This is a genomic window from Chitinimonas naiadis (assembly GCF_054780835.1).
Genome location: NZ_BAAGVO010000005.1, coordinates 540,666 through 560,990 on the forward strand (window position 1 = coordinate 540,666; position 20,325 = coordinate 560,990).

The window sequence follows — 20,325 nt, forward strand, 5'->3', positions numbered from 1 at the left end:
CGGCAGCACCGTAACCGATATACGGTGCTGCCGATCAGGCCGGAAAGCGGGTGTCCGCCGCGATGCGGCGCGCTTAGTCCGCCTGCTTGCGCAGGAAGGCCGGGATATCCATGTCGCCACCGGCGAACACGGTACCGCGTGGCGATTCCACCGCTGCACCGACCGAACCGGCCCGGTTGCGGCTGCGGAACACGGCCGGCTGGTCGAACTGCTCGTAGTCCACGGCGGCCGGCATATCGTCGGTACCGGTGCGTTGCACCACGTGCAGGTTCGGCACCTTCTTGGATTCACGGCCGCCCAGACCGGTGGCCACGAGGGTCACGCGGATCTTGTCGCCCATGTTTTCATCGAAGGCGGTACCGAAGATGATACGGGCGTCTTCGGCGGTGTAGGCCTTGACGGTGTCCATGACTTCATGGACTTCGCGCATCTTCAGGCTGTAGTCGGCGGTGATGTTCACCAGCACGCCACGGGCGCCGTTGAGGCTGATGTCTTCCAGCAGCGGGCTGGCGACAGCGGCTTCGGCAGCGACGCGGGCGCGATCCATGCCTTCGGCCAGCGCGGAACCCATCATGGCCATGCCCATCTCGGTCATGACGGCCTTCACGTCGGCAAAGTCGACGTTGACGAGGCCGGGGACGTTGATGATTTCAGCGATGCCGGCCACGGCACCCTTGAGCACGTCGTCGGCTGCCTTGAAGGCGTCCTTGAACGAGACATCGTCGCCCAGCACCTGCATTAGGCGCTCATTCGGGATGATGATCAGCGAGTCCACATACTTCTGCAGCTCGTCGATACCGGCTTGCGCCGCTTTCTGGCGCTTGCCTTCGAAGGCGAAGGGACGCGTTACCACGCCGACGGTCAGGATGCCTTTTTCACGGGCGATCTCGGCCACGATGGGCGCGGCACCGGTACCGGTACCACCACCCATGCCGGCGGTGATGAAGATCATGTCCGCGCCTTCGATCATCTCGGAGATACGGGCACGGTCTTCCTCGGCGGCAGCACGGCCCACCTCGGGATTGGCGCCGGCGCCCAGACCTTTGGTCAGGGTACCGCCCAGCTGTACGACGTTGTCAGCGCGGTTGCGCTTCAGGGCCTGTGCATCGGTGTTGGCACAGATGAATTCCACACCGGTCACGCCGGCATCGATCATGTGGTCCACGGCGTTACCGCCGCAACCACCTACGCCGATCACCTTGATTCTGGCGACCGGAACGATGTCCTGCGCTGCTTCCAGAAACGAAATAGGCATTGCTCTCTCCTCTTTGCCCGAACTAACTCAAAAATCGAAAATCTGCGTCACCTGGCCCTGCCGGACAACCGGCAAGGCGGGGCGAGGCTCCTAGAAATTGCCTTGAAACCACGTCTTCATACGTTCGATCAGGCTGCCAAGGCTGGCACCCTGCATCGTCTTCAAACCATTGCGCTGGGCTTGTTGCTTGCCCAGCAAGAGCAGGCCTACCGCCGTGGAGAAACGTGGGTTCTTCACAACTTCAGCCAACCCGCCGACGTACTTGGGTACACCCAAGCGCACCGGAAGATGGAATACTTCTTCGCCGAGTTCGACCATGCCCTGCATCTGGGCCGAACCACCGGTAATCACGATGCCGCTCGACAGCCGTTCCTCGAAGCCGGAGCGGCGCAGCTCGGCCTGAACCAGGCTGTACAGCTCCTCCACCCGTGGCTCGATCACTTCGGCCAGTGTCTGGCGGTTGAGCTGGCGCGGACCGCGCTCGCCCACACCGGGGACTTCGATGCTCTGCTGCGGATCGGCGAGCTGGCGCAGGGCGATGCCGTGCGCGCGCTTGATGTCCTCGGCTTCCTTGGTCGGCGTGCGCAGGGCCATCGCAATATCGTTGGTGATCTGGTCGCCGGCGATCGGGATCACCGCGGTGTGGCGGATGGCGCCGTCGCAGAACACCGCGATATCGGTCGTACCGCCACCGATGTCGATCAGGCAGACACCGAGCTCCTTCTCATCCTCGGACAGCACCGACATGGCCGAGGCCAGCGGTTGCAGGATCAGGTCGTTCATTTCCAGGCCGCAGCGACGCACGCACTTGGTGATGTTCTGGGCGGCCGAGATGGCGCCGGTGACGATATGGACCTTCACCTCCAGGCGCACACCGCTCATGCCCAGCGGTTCCTTGACGTCTTCCTGGCCATCGATGATGAATTCCTGGGTCAGGATGTGCAGGATCTGGTGCTCGGTCGGAATATTGACGGCGCGTGCGGTCTCGATCACCCGGTCCACGTCGGCCTGGGTGACTTCCTTGTCCTTGATCGCCACCATGCCGTGCGAGTTGAAGCTGCGGATGTGGCTGCCCGCGATGCCGGTCAGCACTTCGCGGATCTTGCAGTCAGCCATCAGTTCGGCTTCTTCAAGCGCCCGTTGGATGGCACCGACGGTGGACTCGATGTTCACCACCACGCCTTTTTTCAGGCCCTTGGAAGGTGACTGACCGAGGCCGATGATGTCCATGCGGCCATCGGGCAGCACCTCGGCCACCAGCGCCACGATCTTCGAGGTGCCGATATCCAGGCCGACCAGCAGGTTCTTCGTTGTGTTCGGTTTGTTCACCGTGTGTTTCTCCAGACTGCTTAGCTCAATGCGCTGCGCCACGGGGCGCTGCGCTTAATTTCAGACGGCTTTCTCTGCCGCCTTGGGGGCTGCCGCACCTGCCGGCAAGCGCACCGAAAATCCGTTCGGGTACCGCAAATCCACATAGCTCACCGGCCGCTTCAACACCGCCAGGGTATTGGGGTAGGCCTTGATGAACTTGTCCAGCCGTGCTTCCACATCTTCCCGGCCGACCTCTACGGTCAGCACATGGTCCAGCTCCAACCGCCAGGCCCGCCGTGCCGACAGCCATACATGGCTGGGCTTGCGGTTCACGCTGGCCAGGCGGTCGCGGAAGGTCACGTAGCCGCGCGCCAGTTCCGATTCGCTGCCGTCCGGGCCTTCCAGCACCGGCAAGGGATCGTTGCTGGCAGCATCGAAACGCTCACCCAGCGTATTGACCAGGCCGACCGTGCCCCAGCGGGCCAGTGCGACATGTTCCTCGATGGTTACGTCGAGCCGGTCGGGCCAGCGTCGCCGCAGGCTGACCTGTCGCACCCAGGGCAGCTTTTCGAAGGCTGAACGGGTGCGGTTCAAATCCAGCGTGAAGAACGTACCCTTGAGTTCGTTCTTCACGATGTACTGCAACTGCTCGCGGGTGACGTGTGCCAGGCTGCCCTCGACCTTGATCTGCCGGACCGGGAACAGCGGCGAATGCACCACCAGCAAAAGGGCCGCGTACAGGAACATGAGCACAGCCAACCCGATCAGCAGGTTGGCGAGCCAGTTCAAGGCTTGCGGCTTGTCCCACACGCTCCTTTACTCCTTCACCGTGGTGTCGAGGATCTTCAGCACCACGTCTTCGTAACTCATGCCCGCCACGCGCGCGCCCATGGGGAACAGGCTATGGCTGGTCATGCCGGGGGCGGTGTTCACCTCCAGCAGGTAGGGCTTGCCGGCCTCGTCCATCAGGAAATCAACCCGCGCCCAGCTGCGGCCGCCGATGGCCCAGAAGGCCTTCTCGACCAGCTTGGCGATCTCCGCTTCCTTGTCGGCAGGCAGGCCGCAGGGGCAGCGATAGACGGTGTCGTCGCGGAAATACTTGGCCTGGTAGTCGTAGAACTCGGTGGCCGGTTCGATCTTGATCGCCGGCAGCACGGTGTAGCCGCTCACGGCATCGCCGATGATGGGGGCGCTGTACTCGCCGCCACCGATGAAGGTCTCGGCCAGTACCAGCCGGTCGTAGCGGCGTGCCTCTTCATAAGCGGCGCGCAGGCCGCCGACGTCCTTGACCTTGCTGACGCCGAAGCTGGAGCCTTCGGTCGCGGGCTTCACGAACAGCGGCAAGCCGAGCTTCTGCTCAATGGCGGCAAAGTCGCTGTCTTCGTCGAGCAACTCGAATGCCGGGATGGGCAGGCCGAGGGCCTGCCAGATCAGCTTGGTACGCAGCTTGTCGAGGCCGATGGCCGAGGCCATCACGCCGCAGCCGGTATAGGGAATGCCCATGACTTCGAGTGCGCCCTGCACCGTGCCGTCCTCGCCGAACGGGCCGTGCAGGATCAGGAAGGCGCGGTCATAGCCCTGCGCCTTCAACTGCGACAGGTCCTGGTCGCGCGGGTCGAAGGCGTGTGCGTCCACACCGCGGCTGCGCAGTGCTTCGAGGACGCCCGCGCCGCTCATCAGCGAGACGTCGCGTTCCGAGGAGGTGCCGCCCATGACGACGGCGACTTTTCCGTATTGCTTCATGTCTTTGCTACCAGTTTGGCCGGGACGGCGCCGATGGAACCTGCGCCCATCGTGACGATCACGTCGCCGGCTTGTGCATGCGCCAGCACAGCGGCTGGCAATTCATTGATGTCTTCCACGAACAGCGGTTCGACCTTGCCCTGTACCCGCACCGCGCGGCTCAGAGCGCGGCCATCCGCGGCCACGATGGGGGCTTCGCCGGCGGCGTAGACCTCGGTCAGGACCAGGGCGTCGACGCTCGACAGCACCCGGGCGAAATCTTCGAAGCAGTCGCGGGTACGGCTGTAACGGTGCGGCTGGAAGGCCAGCAACAGGCGGTTGTCCGGATAGGCACCACGGACGGCGGCCAGCGTGGCGGCCATCTCGACCGGGTGGTGCCCGTAATCGTCGATCACCAGTGCCGTACCGCCGCTGGGTAGCGCAGCCTCGCCATAGCGCTGGAAGCGCCGGCCGACGCCGCCGAACTCGCTCAGCGCCTTCTGGATGGCGGCCTCATCGGCGCCGACTTCCAGGCAGATTGCGATCGCGGCCAGGCTATTGAGCACGTTGTGATGGCCGGCGGCATTGAGCTCGATCGGCAGGCGGCTCTCCACGCCGTTTTTCCAGACCGCGGTGTAGCGCATGCGGCCACCGGGCAGGGCTTCGATATTCTCGGCGCGCAGGGTGGCATCCGGGCTGACCCCGTAGGTGGTCAGCGGCTTGGTGACCTGCGGCAGGATGGCGCGGATATTCGGGTCGTCGATGCAGACGGCGGCGCGACCATAGAACGGCAGGTGGCCGAGGAAGTCGAGGAAGGCCTGCTTGAGTCGCTCGAAGTCATGGCCATAGGTGTCCATATGGTCGGCATCGATATTGGTGATCACCGCCAGCATGGGCTTGAGCATCAGGAAAGAGGCGTCGGACTCGTCCGCCTCGACCACGATGTACTCGCCATGGCCGGCCTTGGCGTTGCCGCCAGCGGCGTTGAGCTTGCCGCCGATCACATAGCTCGGGTCCAGCCCGGCTTCCACCAGGATGGAGGCGATCAGGCTGGTGGTGGTGGTCTTGCCGTGGGTGCCGGCGACGGCAATGCCGTGCCGGAAACGCATCAGCTCGGCCAACATCATGGCGCGCGGGATCACCGGGATGCCTTGCTCACGAGCAGCTACGACCTCGGGATTGTCGGCGCGCACGGCGGTCGAGGTGACCACGACCTGGGCGCAGTCGACGTTGGCGGCGGCGTGGCCGATGGCGATCTTGGCGCCGGCAGCGCGCAGGCGCTGGGTGCTGGTACCATCGGCGAGATCGCTACCGCTGACCTCGAAGCCCTGGGTGACCAGTACCTCGGCGATGGCGCTCATGCCTGCGCCGCCGATACCGACAAAGTGAATGCGTTTGACCTTGTGTTTCATAGTGCGACTTCCTCGACGATGTCGGCCACGACCTTCGTCGCATTGGGCAGTGCCCGTGTTCTCGCTGCATCGGCCATGGCCAGCAGGCGGTTTCGATTCAATTCCTGCAGGCGCTGCGCCAGCCATTCGGCGGTCAGCTCGCGCTGCTGGATCAGGATGGCGGCGCCAACCTCGGCGAGGTAGGTGGCATTGCCGGTCTGGTGGTCGTCCACCGCATGCGGAAACGGCACCAGGATGGAGGCCACGCCGGCCGCGGCGAGTTCCGCCACGGTCAGCGCACCGGCCCGGCAGATCACCAGATCAGCCTCGGCATAGGCCTGCGCCATGTTGTCGATAAAGGGCTGGCAATCCCCGGCCACGCCAGCGGCCTGGTAGTTGCGGCGCAGGGTGTCGATCTGCTTCTGGCCGGCCTGGTGCAGGACCTGGGGGCGTACCGCAGGGTCCAGCAGGGCCAGGGCCTTGGGTACTACCTCGTTCAGCGCCACCGCACCCAGGCTGCCGCCAACGACCAGCAGGCGGAGCGGACCACTGCGGCCGGCAAAGCGTTCTGCCGGAGCGGGCAGTTGGGCAATGTCGGGCCGTACCGGATTGCCGACCAGCTCGCCCTTGCCGGCGAAGGCACTCGGGAAAGCGGTCAGTACGCGACGGGCCAGATGGGACAGCACCTTGTTGGTGAGGCCGGCGACCGAATTCTGCTCATGGACCACCAGCGGCTTCCACAGCAAGGTGGCGGCAATGCCGCCCGGGAAGCCGGTAAAGCCGCCGAAGCCGATCAGGGCATCGGGCCGGTACTGGAAGATGGCGCGCATGGCCAGCCACAGGGCACGTGCCTGCTCCAGCGGTAGTGCCAGCTTGCGCATCAGGCCCTGGCCGCGCACGCCGCCGATGGGCAGCAGTTCGATCTGGATGCCGTGCTTGGGCACCAGTTCCGCTTCCATCTTGCCGCGCGCGCCGAGCCAGACGATCTGCCAGCCACGGGCCTGCATTTCCTTGGCGACGGCCAGGGCCGGGAAGATGTGGCCACCGGTACCGCCGGCCATGACCATGAGGGTACGGGTACTCATACCGTGTACCCCCGCATCATGCGGCCTTGCACGCCGCTCGCCGGCTGCGCCGACGCTGTCGCTTTTGCCTGCGGCGAAACCGCTCCACGCTTGAGGATGTGAAGGATACTCATACCGTATATCCCCGCATCATCTGGCGGTTTTCCCAATCCACGCGCAGCAGGACGGCCAGCGCGACCAGGTTGGCGAGGATGCCGGAACCACCGAAGGACAGCAGTGGCAGGGTCAGGCCCTTGGTCGGCAGGATGCCCATATTTACGCCGACATTGATGACGGTTTGCACACCCAGCCAAATGCCGATGCCCTGGGCGACCAGGGCAGAGTAGTAGCGTTCCAGCTTGGCGGCCTGGATGCCGATGGCAAAGGCCCGGTAGACCACCCAGGCAAACAGCAGTACCACCAGCGTCACCCCGACGAAGCCGAATTCCTCGGCGATGATGGCCATCAGGAAGTCGGTGTGGGCTTCGGGCAGGTAGCTGAGTTTTTCCACCGAGCCCCCCAGTCCCACCCCGGTCCATTCGCCACGCCCGAAGGCGATCAGGCTGTGGCTCAACTGGTAGCCCTTGCCGTAGGGGTCCTTCCAGGGGTCCATGAAGCCGATCACCCGCGCCATCCGGTACGGGGAGATCAGGATGAAGCCGATGAAGCCGAGGATCAGCATCACCACCAGGCCGGCGAACAGGCGCCAGTCGAAGCCGCCGAGGAACAGCGTGCCCATGGCGATGGCGGTGATGACCGACAGCGCGCCGAAGTCCGGCTCGGACAGCAGCAGGACGCCGGTCACCAGCATGACCACGAACATGGGGAAGAAACCCTTCACCAGGCTGTGCATGTAGGCGGCCTTGCGCACCGTGTAGTCGGCGGCGTAGAGCACCACGAAGAACTTCATGGCCTCGGAAGGCTGGAAGTTGACGATGAACAGGCTGAGCCAGCGCTTGGAGCCGTTGACCTCGCGGCCGATGTGCGGGATCAGCACCAGGACCAGCAGGCCGGTACCGAGCAGGAACAGATAAGGCGCGTACTGCTGCCAGACCCGGATCGGCACCTGGAAGGTGATGAAGGCGGCGCTGAAACCGACCGCGAGGAAGACGCAGTGGCGAATCAGGAAGTAGGTCGAGCGGAAACCGGTGTCCTTGTCGACTTCGGCAGCGGCGATCGAGGCCGAATAGACCATGACCAGGCCGATAGCGAGCAGCACCAGCACGGCCCAGACCAGGGACTGGTCGTAGCCGAGCATGGTGGGGCGGCGCTTGAGGGCCTGATAGAACAATTTCACTGCGTCATGCTCCCAGGGCGTGTACCGCGGCGATAAAGACCTCGGCGCGGTGGCTGTAGTTCTTGAACATGTCGAGGCTGGCGCAGGCGGGCGACATCAGCACGACATCGCCGGCCTGGGCTTCGGCGGCGGCGAGTTGCACGGCGGCTTCCATGCTGCCGGCGTCGATCAGCTTGATGCCGGTCGAAGCGAGCGCGGCACGGATCTGTGGCGCATCGCGGCCGATCAGTACCACGCTGCGGCACTTGCCCTTGCAGGCGGTGGCCAGCGGACTGAAGTCCTGGCCCTTGCCGTCGCCGCCGGCGATCAGGATCACCGGCTGGGTCATGCCACGCAGCGCAGCTTCGGTCGCACCGACATTGGTGCCCTTGGAGTCGTCGTAGTAGCTGACGTCGTTGACCCGGGCGACGAACTCCACGCGATGGGGCAGGCCCTTGAAGCGCTTCAGGGCGCTGACCAGCGGCAGGGTCGGCAGGCCGATGGCACGCGTCAGCGCCAGCGCGGACAGGGCGTTGGCAGCGTTATGCAGCCCGGCCAGCGGCAGTTCGCTGGCCAGCATCAGGGCGAAATCGCCGCAGACCAGTTCGTAGTCGTCGCCGACCTGGCGCAGGCCGTACTCGGTAGGCGTGCGCGGCGCATCGAGCCCGAACCAGAACACCTGGCGGCCCGGCTGGGTCATGCCGCGGCAGTAGCCATCCTCGCGGTTCAGCACCATGGCGCCCAGGCCGGCAAAGACGCGGGCCTTGGTGAGGGCGTAGTGCAGCAGGTTGTCGTAGCGGTCGAGGTGGTCCTCACTGACATTCAGCACCGTGGCGGCGTCCGGTGTCAGGCTGTGCGTGGTCTCGAGCTGGAAGCTCGACAGTTCCAGCACCCAGACATCGGGACGGGGCCGCGCTTCGGTCTCGATCTCGGTCAGCGCGTCGAGCACCGGCAGGCCGATATTGCCGGCCACGATGGTAGTCAGGCCGGCGGCCTCGCACATGGCGCCCACCATGCTGGTGACGGTGGACTTGCCGTTGGAGCCGGTGATGGCGATCACCTTGGACTTGGCCGAGCGGAACTTGCGGGCACGGGCGAACAGCTCGATATCGCCGACGACTTCGATGCCGCGCTCCAGCTCGGCCGCGATGGCGGGCTCGGCCAGCGGGACGCCAGGGCTGACGACCAGCATCTCGGCACCGGCGAAGGTCGAGTCGGTAAAGCTGCCCAACTTGACCGGGATATCGGGTAGGGCCGCGCGCAGCTCATCGAGGCCCGGCGGCGTGGCGCGGCTGTCGGCGACCGTGACCTTGGCGCCGTGCCTGACCAGCCAGCGGGCCGCGGACAGTCCGGTGATACCGAGACCGACGACGGTGATGTGCTTGCCTGCGACTTCCATCTGTCCTGCTCTCCTCAGCGCAATTTCAGGGTGGCGAGACCCGCCAGTACCAGGAGCATGGTGATGATCCAGAAGCGGACCACGACCTGGGTCTCTTTCCAGCCCTTGAGCTCGTAGTGGTGGTGTAGCGGTGCCATGCGGAATACGCGTTTGCCGGTCAACTTGAAGCTGGCGACCTGGATCATCACGCTCAGGGCTTCCATCACGAACACGCCGCCCATGATGAACAGCACGATCTCCTGGCGGACGATCACGGCGACGGTACCGAGCGCGGCGCCGAGCGCCAGGGCGCCGACGTCACCCATGAAGACTTCCGCCGGGTAGGCGTTGAACCACAGAAAGCCGAGGCCGGCGCCGCCCATGGCGGCGCAGAACACCGCCAGCTCGCCGGCACCGGGGATGTGCGGCAGCAGCAGGTAGCCGGCGAACTTGGCGTTACCGGCGACGTAGGCAAAGATGGCCAGTGCGCCGGCCACCATGACGGTCGGCAGGATGGCGAGGCCATCTAGGCCGTCGGTGAGGTTGACGGCATTGGAGGTGCCGACGATCACGAAGTAGGTCAGCACCATGAAGCCGATCCCACCGAAGGGATAGGCGATGTGCTTGAAGAAGGGCACGATGAATTCGGTATTGGCGGGCAGCGTGGCGGTATTGGCCAGGTAGCTGCCGGCGGCGATGGCGATCACCGACTGCCAGATCAGCTTCTGCTTGCTGCTCAGGCCCTTGGGGTTCTTCAGGGCGACCTTCTTGTAATCGTCGATGAAGCCGATGATGCCGGTGCACAGCGTCACGCCCAGGACCAGCCAGACATATTTGTTGCTGAGGTCGGACCACAGCAGGGTGGTCAGGCCGATCGACAGCAGGATCAGGGTGCCGCCCATGGTGGGCGTGCCGGCCTTGACCAGGTGGGTCTGCGGGCCATCGTCACGGACGGCCTGGCCGACCTTCATGGCGGTCAGGCGGCGGATCACCCAGGGGCCGAGCACGAAGCTGATCAGCAAGGCGGTCATCGTCGCCAGCACGGTGCGCAGCGTGATGTAGTTGAAGACGTTGAAGGCCCGGACGTTTTCACCGAGCAGATTGGCGAGCCATAGCAGCATCTCAGGCTCCTTTGCTTTCTGTTGCGGCCAGGGCCGCAACGACTTGTTCCATGCGCATGAAGCGCGATCCCTTGACCAGCACGGCCGCATCGGCACCCAGGCGCGGGGCCAGGGCGGCGATCAGTTCTGCGTGCGTGGCAAACCACTGTCCACCGGCGCCGAAGGCGTCGACGGCATGACGCATGCCCTTACCGGTGGCGTAGAGCTGTTCCAGCCCCTTGCTGCGCGCGTACTGTCCGAGTTCGGCATGGCGTGTGGCGACGTCGTCGATCTCGCCGATATCGCCCAGGACCAGGTAGCGCGGCGCCGGGAGGGCAGCCAGCACATCCATCGCGGCATGCATGGAATCCGGGTTGGCGTTGTAGGTGTCGTCGATCAGCAGGGCGCCACTGGCAGCTTGCTTCTGCTGCAGCCGACCTTTGGTGCCGGCGTATTCGGCCAGACCGGCGGCGATCTCGCCGGCCGACAGGCCCAGCGCATGGCAGGCCGCGGCGGCGGCCAGCGCGTTGCGCACGTTGTGCAGGCCAGGGGCCTTCAGTTCGACAGGGGCTTCGCCAGCCGGGGTCTGCAGCGTGAAGCGGCTCTGCAGTGCCTCGCTCTGCAGGTTGGCGGCCTTGACCTGGCCTTGCTTAAGGCCGAAGCCGATCTGCTGACGGGTCTTGTTGAGGCTGGACCAGTACTCGGCGAACTCGTCGTCGAGGTTGATCACGGCACAGGCCTGGTCGGCCATGCGCTCGAAGATCTCGCCCTTGGCCTGGGCGATGCCGGCCCGCGAGCCGAGGTATTCAATGTGGGCCGTCCCGGCGTTGTTGACCAGGGCCACGGTTGGCGCCGCCAGATTGGACAGGTAGGCGATCTCACCGAAATGGTTCATACCCATCTCGATCACGGCGTACTGGTGCTGGGCGCGCAGGCGCAGCAGCATCAGTGGCACGCCGATGTGGTTGTTGAGATTGCCACTGGTGGCGAGGACGGCGTCGTTGCCGGCCTTGTGGCGCAACACGGCGGCGATCATCTCCTTGACCGTGGTCTTGCCGCTGGAGCCGGTGAGGGCGACCAGCGGCAGGGTGAAGCGGCTGCGCCAGAAGGCGGCCAGCTTGCCCAGTGCGGCCAGGGTATCGTCCACCTCGACCAGCGGTGCATCGGCCGGCAGTTGTGCCAGAGCGGGATGGCCGGCTTGCACGAGTGCGCCGACGGCACCCTGGGCCAGCACGGCGGCCAGGAAGTCATGACCGTCGAAACGCTCGCCGACCAGGGCGACGAACAGGTCGCCCGGCTGGATGTCGCGACTGTCGGTACTCACGCGCGTGTACGCAGACGCACCCTGGCCACGCAGGGTAGCTTGCAGTGCGGTTGCGGTGGCGGCGAGGTTCAGCATTGTTTCTGTCACTTCAACGGCTTCCAGGCCGCGAGGGCGGCCTTTGCATGTTGTTCATCGCTGAACGGCGTCTTCACGCCATTCATGTCCTGGTATTCCTCATGGCCCTTGCCGGCGATCAGGATCACGTCGCCTGGTTCGGCCAGCTCAATAGCGGAGCGGATGGCTTCGGCCCGGTCGCTCTGCACGCTGTAGTCGCCATGCTGCTGGTGCTCGGCATCGGCACCGTCCACGCCTTCGAGGATGTCGCGGATGATCCGCTTCGGGTCCTCGGTACGCGGGTTGTCGTTGGTGATGATGATGGTGTTGGAGAGCGTGCAGGCTATCCGACCCATCTCCGGCCGCTTGCCGCGATCACGATCACCACCGCAGCCGAAGATGCAATACAGCCGGCGCCGCTTGGGCATCACGTCACGCAAGGTCGTGAGCGCCTTTTCGAGGGCATCGGGGGTATGGGCGTAGTCGATCACCACCAGCGGCTGTTCGCCGCCGCCGAGCCGCTGCATGCGACCCTTGGCCGATTCGATCTGGCCGAGCACGGCCACGGCCTGGTCCAGCGCCACGCCTGCCTTGAGCAGCACGCCCAGGCAGGCCAGCAGGTTGTAGGCGTTGAAACGGCCCAGCAGGGTGCTGTTGAGTTCCGCCTTGCCCCAGGGGGATTCGATCTGCAGCTTCAGGCCGGCGAGGCTGGTCTCGACATGCACCGCACGCAGTTCGCCAGCGTCGAGGCCGTAGCCCAGCGTCAGTGCCTTGGGCAGCTTGGCAAGCAGCTCGGCGCCGAAGGGATCGTCGGCATTGATGACAGCGGCCTTGAGTCCGTCCCACTCCAGCAGCTTTTGCTTGGCGGCGCCGTAGGCGGCCATGGTGCCGTGGTAGTCGAGGTGGTCGCGGGTCAGGTTGGTGAAGACCGCGATGTCGAATTCGACGCCGTGCGCACGGGCCTGCTCCAGCGCGTGCGAGGAAACTTCCATGGCCAGGTGGCTGGCACCGGCTTGCCGATAGCCGGCGATCAGGCCGTGCAGTTGCAGGGTGTCCGGCGTGGTGTGGCTGGCTTCCGTCAGGGCGTCGAGAAAGCCGTAGCCCAGCGTGCCGATCAAGGCAGGCTTACCGCCCAGCAGGGCGAAGGCCTGTGCCAGCCAGTGCGTGCAGCTGGTCTTGCCATTGGTGCCGGTGACGCCAACGCAAAGCATGTCGTGGCTGGGCTTGCCGCCAAGGTGGGCGGCGATCAGGCCGGCCTGGGCGCCGAGTTCAGGGATGCCGAGGTTCGGTACGGTCCAGGCGGCGCTCCACTTGAAGGCGCCGGCGGTCGTGTCGCTGGTGTCCCACAGCACGGCGGCGGCGCCAGCCGCAATCGCGGCCGCGATGTGATCGCGGCCGTCCGAGTTCACGCCGCGGCTGGCCAGGAATACATCACCGGCTTGCAGCTTTCGGCTGTCGGCCACCAAGCGGCGACCCTGGGCCAGCGCGTCGATCGCGGCCCAATCGAGAGGAGGCAATTTCCAGCTGGCAGGCTTCACATTTCCTCCTTCACGTTGCTGTCATTGGTCTCGAGTTGCAGCACGTTCTGCGGCGCATCTGGCGGTACACCCATGACCCGCAGGCCACCGGCGACCACGGCGCTGAACACCGGCGCGGCGACATCGCCGCCGTAGTACTTGCCGTTGCTCGGCTCGTCGATCATCACCGCCACGATCAGGCGCGGGTCCGAGATCGGCGCGATGCCGACGAAGGAGCCGACGTAGCGATTGCCGTCGTAGCTGCCGCCTTCAAGCTTGTGGGCGGTGCCGGTCTTGCCGCCCACGCGGTAGCCAAGCACCTGTGCTTTACGGGCAGTACCACCTGGGAGCGTGACCATTTCGAGCATCTTGCGCACCGCCTGTGCCGTTTCCGGCTTCAATATCGAACGCCCCGGCAAGGGGGCGACCAGCTTCTGAAAACTGATGGGACGGATCTCGCCGTCCGTAGCAAAAATCTGATAAGCCCGCGCGATCTGCAGCAGGCTTACCGAAATACCATGACCGTACGACATCGTCGCCTGGTCGATGGGGACCCAGTTCTTCCAGGCCCGCAACCTGCCGCCTGACTCACCCGGGAAGCCGCTGTGCGGTGGCTGGCCAAATCCCAGGCTGTCATAGAAATTCCACAGGTACTCTCGTCCCATACCCAGTTGCAGCTTGGCGGCGCCGATATTGCTCGACACCTGGATCATCTGTTCGATGGAGATCGCACCGTGCGGCTTGGTATCGTGAATGGTGGCAGGACCAATGTTGAACGTACCGCCGCCGGTCTGGATGATGGACTGCGGGGTCACTTCCCCGGTCTCCAATGCGGCTGCCGCGGTCATCGGCTTCATGGTCGAGCCTGGCTCGTAGGCATCGGTCAGCGCCCGGTTGCGACGGGCGCTGGGGTCGAGCTTTTCCCGGTTGTTGGGGTTGAAGCTCGGCATATTGGCCAGGGCCAGTACTTCACCGGTACGGGCGTCGAGCACCACGATGCCGCCGCCCTTGGCCTTGTTGTCGTCGACCGCCTTCTTCAGCTCCCGGAAGGCCAGGTACTGGATCTTGCTGTCGATGCTCAGCGTCAGCGTCTGGCCGTCACGCGGCTTTTCGATACTGGTCACGTCCTCGACGATGTAGCCGCGGCGGTCCTTGATCACCTGACGGCTGCCCGGCTTGCCGGCCAGCATGGACTCGCGGGTCAGCTCGAAGCCTTCCTGGCCCTTGTTGTCGATGCCGGTGAAGCCGATCACGTGAGCCAGTACTTCGCCGGCCGGGTAATAGCGACGATACTCGGTCTGCTTGGAAATGCCCGGTATGCCGACGCCCAGCACCCGCTCCGCAGCATCGGGGCTCATTTGCCGGCGCAGGTAGACAAAGTCGCGCTTCTTGTCGGCCAGCTTGCGCTTGACCTCGGCGACATCCAGGCCGAGCGCGCGGCTCAGATTGGCAAGCTGAGTCGCGGTCAGGTCGGGAATATCCTGCGGGCTGGCCCAGATGGACTGCACCGGCGTAGAGATGGCGAGTGGTTCACCGTTACGATCGGTGATCATGCCGCGGTTGGCTTCCAGCGTCAGGCGGCGGCTGTAGCGGGCTTCGCCCTGCTCGCGCAGGAACTCTTCCTTGTAGCCCATCAGGTAGCCGGCCCGGCCGATCAGCAACAGGAACAGCCCGACCAGCGCGCCCAGCACCAGCCAGGTTCGCCACATTTGCAGCTTGAGCGTCAGGTTCTTGTTCGTCCGGTAGGCCATGGCGCGCTCAGGGCTTTGCCACGGTGACGGGCGCCACCTGGGTATGAGCCGCATCCGCCACGCGCATGTTCAGCCGGTTGATGGCTTCCTTCTCGATGCGCGAGTGCATGGCCCAGGTGCTCTGCTCCAGCTGCAACTGACCCCATTCGACATCCAGCCGACGGGCTTCGGTTTGCGCCTTCTGCAACTCGATATAGGCTCGCCGCGCTTTATGCTGCGAGGTAACGACCCCCAGCGCACAGGCGATCAGGACAAAGAGCAACAACAAGTTCAACCGCGTCACAGCGCCGCCCCGGTCCTTTCGGCGACGCGGAGGATGGCACTACGGGCGCGCGGGTTTGCGTCAACTTCGGTTTGCGATGCGCGGATCGGCTTGCCGATCAGCTTCAAGGGGGCTTCGCCGATATCGGCCGCGCGGATCGGCAAGCGCGAGGGCAGCTTGTCGGCCTTGGCGGCATCCACCATGAAGCGCTTGACGATACGGTCTTCCAGTGAGTGGAAGGCGATGACGGACAACCGGCCACCGGGCTGCAGGCGCTTGAAGGCCTGCGGCAGGGTTAGCGACAGTTCCTCAAGCTCACGATTGATGTAAATCCGTATAGCCTGGAAGGTGCGCGTCGCCGGGTCCTGGCCCGGCTCCCGGGTGCGGACGCTCTTTGCCACGATCTGGGTAAGTTGTCCTGTTGTGACAACAGGGTTTTCGAGCCGAGCCGCAACAATCGCGCCTGCAATCTGTTTAGCAAACCGCTCTTCGCCATAATCTCTGATCACCTCTGTAATCTCGGCCTGATCGGCCGAGGCCAGCCATTCCGCGGCAGTTTGCCCGCGGGTCGTATCCATGCGCATGTCGAGCGGCGCATCGAAGCGGAAACTGAAGCCGCGTGCGCCGTCGTCTATCTGGGGGGAGGAAACACCAAGGTCCATCAGCACGCCGTTGACCTGGGCTATGCCAAGCGCGTCCAGGCCAGCATCGAAGGCGGCATAGGGCTCATGGACGATGGAAAAACGGGGGTCGTCGATGGTGCGGGCGTTGGCAACCGCCTGCGGATCTTTGTCGAACGCGATCAGCCGGCCTTGCGGGCCGAGCTGGCTGAGAATCAGGCGGCTATGCCCACCGCGACCATAGGTACAGTCGACGTAGATGCCGTCTGGCTGGATGGCCAACCCGTCCACCGCTTCGGTCAGCAGCACCGTGCGGTGGATGAACTCTGCCGCGCTCACAGCACGAAACCATCGAGTTGGGCCGCGATATCGGCTGGCGACATGGCCAGCGCAGCGGCGGTTTGGGCGTTCCAGCGGGACTCGTCCCACAGCTCGAACTTGCTGCCCAGGCCCACCAGGGCCACGGCCTTGTCCAGTTGCGCAAAGCTGCGCAGGGTGGGGGACAGCAGGATTCGACCGGCGGAGTCGATGTCCAGCTCCTCGGCGTGGCCGAGGATCAGGCGCTGCAGGGCGCGGGCTTGGGGATTGAAGGCAGGCAGATTATTGAGCTTATCGCGAACGGGTTCCCAGGCGGGCTGGGGGTAGACCAGCAGGCACTGGCTAGGATCGACGGTCACGGTCAGGCGGCCGCCACAACCCTCGAGCAGGGCGTCACGATGCTTGGCCGGGATGGCCAGTCGCCCTTTGCTGTCGAGGTTGAGAAGTGCTACGCCGCCAAACATGATTACCGCCAAAGTTCCCGCTGTGGGGGTGAAAGTCGGACTTAAACTTTCAGGAGTTTTTTGGGCGGGTGAAACACTTTTCACCACTTTTACCCACTACGCCCCACTATAGGGCAATGGATGAACACGGGTCAAGCGGGCGTAGTGGGAATTTTTGTTTTTGCTACAATCACTTACGGCTAATTTGCAAAGTGGGATGTCAAGCCGATATCCCTTTGCAAATAAGGGTTTATGTGAAAATATGAAAGCAGTGCTTTAACTCCGCTGCGGAACGCTTCATGCCCACTCGTCTTCTTTCTTTTTTGCTGATGCTGCTTGTGCTGCTCGGCGGCTGCTCGCAGCTGCAACAGTCGGGCCGCGCGATGGCAGACAATAACGGCGCGCTCCAGGATGGCGAGGTTCGCTCGCTGGGGCAGCGCAAGTACCAGGTGCGGGTGACGGGATCGACGCTGTTGTTCGATGGCCAGGCCGAGCAGTTCTTTCGCCGGCGGGCGGATGGGCTGAGCCAGAAGATGGGCTGCAAGAGCTGGCGTATGCTGGAGTACAAATCCGGCACGGAGAACACCCTGCTGGGTGCGCGGCAGTATGCCGAGGGCGTGATCGAGTGTCTGTGAGCCCGGTCTGATGTGGTCCCGCCTTGCCCGCCTGGCTCTGCTGGCTGCGGTTGTGATGTTGATCTGGAACGCTTTCCTGAAGCCTGCGACCCGGCTGCGCCTGCGCGGCTATGTGGAAGTGCTGGCCTACGCGCTGCTGGTCTCGTCGCTGTTGATGGCGGGCTGGCACTGGTGGCGTTACGGTCTGGGCTGAATCGTCGTCTCTCGGATGTCAGAAGCGCAGAACCTGTCCGACCAAGCAGTGTCGAAAGCCCACATTGTCCTGGAGCCACCATGTCCGTCTATCGCCCTCCCCATATCGATCCGAGTGAGATCACGCCAGAGAAAGTCTACCTGAGTCGTCGTGACTGGATGCAGGGGGCGGCGGGCCTGGCGCTGGCGAGCCTGCTGCCGGCTGAAGCCGCCGCACCGGCGGCAGCGCCGGCGCCCGCCATCGCGCTGCCAACCTTCTACAAGAGCCGCTACAGCACGACCGAGGACAAGAACAGCCTCGAACAGATCACGAGCTACAACAATTTCTATGAGTTCGGGACCGACAAGGGCGATCCGGCCGAGAACGCCCATAGCCTCAAGCCCACGCCCTGGAGCGTGGAAGTGAGTGGTGAGGTCGGCAAGGCCAAGCGCTTTGACCTCGACAGCCTATTGAAGCTGGCACCGCTGGAGGAGCGCATCTACCGGCTGCGTTGCGTGGAGGGTTGGTCGATGGTGATCCCCTGGGTGGGCTTGCCGCTATCGGCCCTGCTGAAGCAGGTGGAGCCCAATTCCCGCGCCAAGTATGTGGAGTTCACCACCTTGCTGGCGCCGGACCAGATGCCGGGCCAGCGTACCCGGGTGCTGGAATGGCCCTATATCGAGGGGCTGCGGATCGATGAAGCCATGCATCCGCTGGCCATCCTGGCGGTGGGCCTGTATGGCCGGCCGTTGCCCAAGCAGAACGGCGCGCCGATCCGGCTGGTCGTGCCGTGGAAGTACGGCTTCAAGAGCATCAAGTCCATCGTCAAGATCCGCCTGGTCGAACAGCAGCCTGTCAGCAGCTGGACCAAGTCCATTCCCGGCGAGTACGGCTTCTATTCCAATGTGAATCCGGAAGTCGATCATCCGCGCTGGAGCCAGGCGACCGAGCGGCGCATTGGCGAATTTTCCAAGCGCAAGACGCTGATGTTCAATGGTTATGGCGATGAGGTGGCGGCGCTGTACAAGGGTATGGATCTGCGCCGCAATTATTGATTAAGGATGGCGCACTGATCGGGCGGATGCTTTGGTAGCAGTGCCAGGCGGTAAACTGAACATGTCTATGCTGCCCAGGTGGAGTATTCCCACGCAAAACGGCCACCCGAAGGTGGCCGTTTGTCTGGGTATTCAGTGCAAAGTCGGCCTGTAAGCCGGGTCCTGTGACGCGGCGGTTACCCGCCGCCGACAGTCATTCCTCTAGGACGTACATTACTGCACGCCTCAAGCAACCTACCCGCAAGCTCAGGGGGCCCCGTCAACGCTTGCCTATTTGGTCTTGCTTCGGATGGGGTTTAGCCTGCCTCGGTCTGTCGCCAGCCGAGCGGTGCGCTCTTACCGGACCGGTCTTGCGACCGGCCACCGCTTTCGCGGCCACCTTTTCACCCTTGCCTGTGCCGCTCTCCGGAGAGAGTAACGCCTCCACCCTTGCGGGTTTCTGCGCCGGCCATCGGCGGTTCAGCTCTCTGTTCCACTTTCCGTCGCCTCACGACGCCTGGCCGTTAGCCAGCATCCTGCCCTATGAAGCCCGGACTTTCCTCCCCGTGGCAAGCCACGCGGCGACTGTCCGGCCGACTTCGCGCAGCTAGTGTAACACCCTGGTCAAGCCCCCCGGTCCGGGCCGCCTTTCGGCGGGCGTTTCAGTTGGGTAGGGGCTGCTGGATCAGCCACTGGTCCTTGGGGGGCAGCAGGCGGGTCAGGTCGTAGCCGGGCAGGGTTTTGGCATCGAGCATCTCGATCACCGGGCTGACCTGGCGGTAGTAGGGCTGCTGTTCCAGTATGCGCACGGCCTGATCGATGGCGATACGGGCCTGGATGACCGGTGCGTCGCTCGGGGCGGCCAGCAGGCGGCCATTGCGGATCAGCTCGATGACCGGTTCGGTCGCGTAGTAGGCGAGCACCCGGACATTGCCCATGCTGCTGGCCTGCAGGTAGTTGGCGGCGGATTCCGCGCCGACGGCATTGGCCAGTACATAGTCGGCCGGCTGGCGGCCGAAGAAATTGCGGACCAGCCGCATCTGGCTGCTTGAGTCGGTCGGGGCGTAACCCGCGGGGATCAACTGCAGCGGGCTGCCCCGCAAGGCCTGACGTGCACCATAGTCGGCATTGACCACCCAGCCTGCCCCTTCGGGGCCGGGCAGCCAGGCCAGTCGGGCCGGTCTGTCGCCGTGCAGCTTGAGCAGGTAACGGATGGCGGTCGCTGCCATGTCGGCAAAGCTGACGCGGGAATGGCTGGCAACGGCAGGGTTGTCTATGCCATTGATGAGATCGATGACCGGCACCTTGCTGAATGCGGCCCGGGCGATATCAGTGTCCAGGCCCTTGGCCGAGATGGCCGCCAGGATGATGGCGTCGGCCTTCAGGGCCAGGCAGTCGGCGAACTGGCGCTGCTGCTGCGCCAGATTCTCGTAACCCCCCGCCTGGTAGATGCCAAGTTTGATGCCTTGCCGGCGGGCTTCTTCCGCCAGGCCCCAGGAGACGCCCCACCAGTACTTGTCCTTGCCGTGCGGCAGGAGGGCGCAGATGCGCCAGGGTTTGCTGGCCTTACGCAGCGGCTGGTAGCTCTGGGGCTTGCCATCGGCAACGGTGGCGACTGGAAACCAGTCGGCCGCCAAGCCGCTGGTGCCTAGTAGCAGCGCGAACAACAGGCGGAGTAGGAAGGGGGAGCGCACTCCC

The 20,325-nt window shown here is 64.5% G+C and carries 19 protein-coding genes and 1 other RNA gene; 3 read left to right on the forward strand and 17 right to left on the reverse strand.

Features of this window, described 5'->3' with window-relative positions:
- Positions 1-73: 73 nt before the first annotated feature.
- The 15 genes from ftsZ to mraZ form a co-directional block, all read right to left on the reverse strand.
- Positions 74-1,255, reverse strand: a complete 1,182-nt coding sequence (ftsZ, locus tag ACYVHK_RS18425) for a cell division protein FtsZ (protein WP_460535094.1) — start codon at positions 1,253-1,255, stop codon at positions 74-76.
- Between the two features lie 90 nt (positions 1,256-1,345).
- A complete protein-coding gene (gene ftsA, locus ACYVHK_RS18430; protein WP_460535096.1) occupies positions 1,346-2,584 on the reverse strand; it encodes a cell division protein FtsA in 1,239 nt (412 codons plus the stop codon).
- Between the two features lie 60 nt (positions 2,585-2,644).
- Positions 2,645-3,376 carry a cell division protein FtsQ/DivIB gene (locus ACYVHK_RS18435; RefSeq protein WP_460535098.1) on the reverse strand — a complete coding sequence of 244 codons (732 nt, stop codon included), beginning with the start codon at positions 3,374-3,376 and terminating at the stop codon, positions 2,645-2,647.
- Positions 3,377-3,382: 6 nt separating this feature from the next.
- Positions 3,383-4,309, reverse strand: a complete 927-nt coding sequence (locus ACYVHK_RS18440) for a D-alanine--D-alanine ligase (protein WP_460535100.1) — start codon at positions 4,307-4,309, stop codon at positions 3,383-3,385.
- Positions 4,306-5,700, reverse strand: a complete 1,395-nt coding sequence (gene murC, locus ACYVHK_RS18445) for a UDP-N-acetylmuramate--L-alanine ligase (RefSeq protein WP_460535102.1) — start codon at positions 5,698-5,700, stop codon at positions 4,306-4,308. The genes ACYVHK_RS18440 and murC overlap by 4 nt, the downstream gene beginning before the upstream one ends.
- Complete coding sequence (gene murG / locus ACYVHK_RS18450) at positions 5,697-6,764, reverse strand: UDP-N-acetylglucosamine--N-acetylmuramyl-(pentapeptide) pyrophosphoryl-undecaprenol N-acetylglucosamine transferase (protein WP_460535104.1); 1,068 nt, start codon at positions 6,762-6,764, stop codon at positions 5,697-5,699. The genes murC and murG overlap by 4 nt, the downstream gene beginning before the upstream one ends.
- Positions 6,765-6,873: 109 nt before the next feature.
- A complete protein-coding gene (gene ftsW / locus ACYVHK_RS18455; protein WP_460535448.1) occupies positions 6,874-8,034 on the reverse strand; it encodes a putative lipid II flippase FtsW in 1,161 nt (386 codons plus the stop codon).
- Between the two features lie 10 nt (positions 8,035-8,044).
- A complete protein-coding gene (murD, locus tag ACYVHK_RS18460; RefSeq protein ID WP_460535106.1) occupies positions 8,045-9,418 on the reverse strand; it encodes a Mur ligase family protein in 1,374 nt (457 codons plus the stop codon).
- A 14-nt stretch (positions 9,419-9,432) separates the two neighbouring features.
- On the reverse strand, positions 9,433-10,518 hold the full coding sequence (mraY, locus tag ACYVHK_RS18465) for a phospho-N-acetylmuramoyl-pentapeptide-transferase (protein WP_460535108.1): 1,086 nt from the start codon (positions 10,516-10,518) through the stop codon (positions 9,433-9,435).
- Position 10,519: 1 nt separating this feature from the next.
- Entirely contained in the window at positions 10,520-11,908 is a 1,389-nt protein-coding gene (locus ACYVHK_RS18470; protein ID WP_460535110.1) for a UDP-N-acetylmuramoyl-tripeptide--D-alanyl-D-alanine ligase, read from the reverse strand.
- Complete coding sequence (locus tag ACYVHK_RS18475) at positions 11,905-13,413, reverse strand: Mur ligase family protein (protein ID WP_460535113.1); 1,509 nt, start codon at positions 13,411-13,413, stop codon at positions 11,905-11,907. Before ACYVHK_RS18475 ends, ACYVHK_RS18470 begins: the two co-directional genes overlap by 4 nt.
- Positions 13,410-15,143: a peptidoglycan D,D-transpeptidase FtsI family protein gene (locus tag ACYVHK_RS18480; protein ID WP_460535115.1), complete on the reverse strand. Its 1,734-nt coding sequence runs from the start codon at positions 15,141-15,143 to the stop codon at positions 13,410-13,412. The genes ACYVHK_RS18475 and ACYVHK_RS18480 overlap by 4 nt, the downstream gene beginning before the upstream one ends.
- A gap of 7 nt (positions 15,144-15,150) precedes the next feature.
- A complete protein-coding gene (gene ftsL / locus ACYVHK_RS18485; RefSeq protein ID WP_460535117.1) occupies positions 15,151-15,411 on the reverse strand; it encodes a cell division protein FtsL in 261 nt (86 codons plus the stop codon).
- An 11-nt stretch (positions 15,412-15,422) separates the two neighbouring features.
- Positions 15,423-16,364 (reverse strand): 16S rRNA (cytosine(1402)-N(4))-methyltransferase, encoded by a 942-nt coding sequence (rsmH, locus tag ACYVHK_RS18490; protein WP_460535119.1) that lies wholly within the window; start codon positions 16,362-16,364, stop codon positions 15,423-15,425.
- Complete coding sequence (gene mraZ / locus ACYVHK_RS18495) at positions 16,361-16,807, reverse strand: division/cell wall cluster transcriptional repressor MraZ (RefSeq protein WP_460535121.1); 447 nt, start codon at positions 16,805-16,807, stop codon at positions 16,361-16,363. The genes rsmH and mraZ overlap by 4 nt, the downstream gene beginning before the upstream one ends.
- Before the next feature lie 278 nt (positions 16,808-17,085).
- Between mraZ and ACYVHK_RS18500 the strand changes: the two genes are divergently transcribed.
- The 3 genes from ACYVHK_RS18500 (at position 17,086) to msrP (ending at position 18,648) form a co-directional block, all read left to right on the forward strand.
- A complete protein-coding gene (locus tag ACYVHK_RS18500) occupies positions 17,086-17,421 on the forward strand; it encodes a hypothetical protein (RefSeq protein ID WP_460535123.1) in 336 nt (111 codons plus the stop codon).
- Positions 17,422-17,431: 10 nt separating this feature from the next.
- A complete protein-coding gene (locus ACYVHK_RS18505) occupies positions 17,432-17,614 on the forward strand; it encodes a protein MIGRI (protein WP_460535126.1) in 183 nt (60 codons plus the stop codon).
- A gap of 80 nt (positions 17,615-17,694) precedes the next feature.
- Entirely contained in the window at positions 17,695-18,648 is a 954-nt protein-coding gene (msrP, locus tag ACYVHK_RS18510; protein ID WP_460535128.1) for a protein-methionine-sulfoxide reductase catalytic subunit MsrP, read from the forward strand.
- Between the two features lie 135 nt (positions 18,649-18,783).
- On the opposite strand, the gene rnpB is transcribed toward msrP, so the two are convergent.
- Both rnpB and torT read right to left on the reverse strand, forming a co-directional pair.
- Positions 18,784-19,228, reverse strand: an RNA gene (gene rnpB / locus ACYVHK_RS18515) — RNase P RNA component class A.
- A 61-nt stretch (positions 19,229-19,289) separates the two neighbouring features.
- Positions 19,290-20,321, reverse strand: coding sequence for a TMAO reductase system periplasmic protein TorT (torT, locus tag ACYVHK_RS18520; protein WP_460535130.1), 1,032 nt, complete (start codon positions 20,319-20,321; stop codon positions 19,290-19,292).
- Positions 20,322-20,325: the final 4 nt, after the last annotated feature.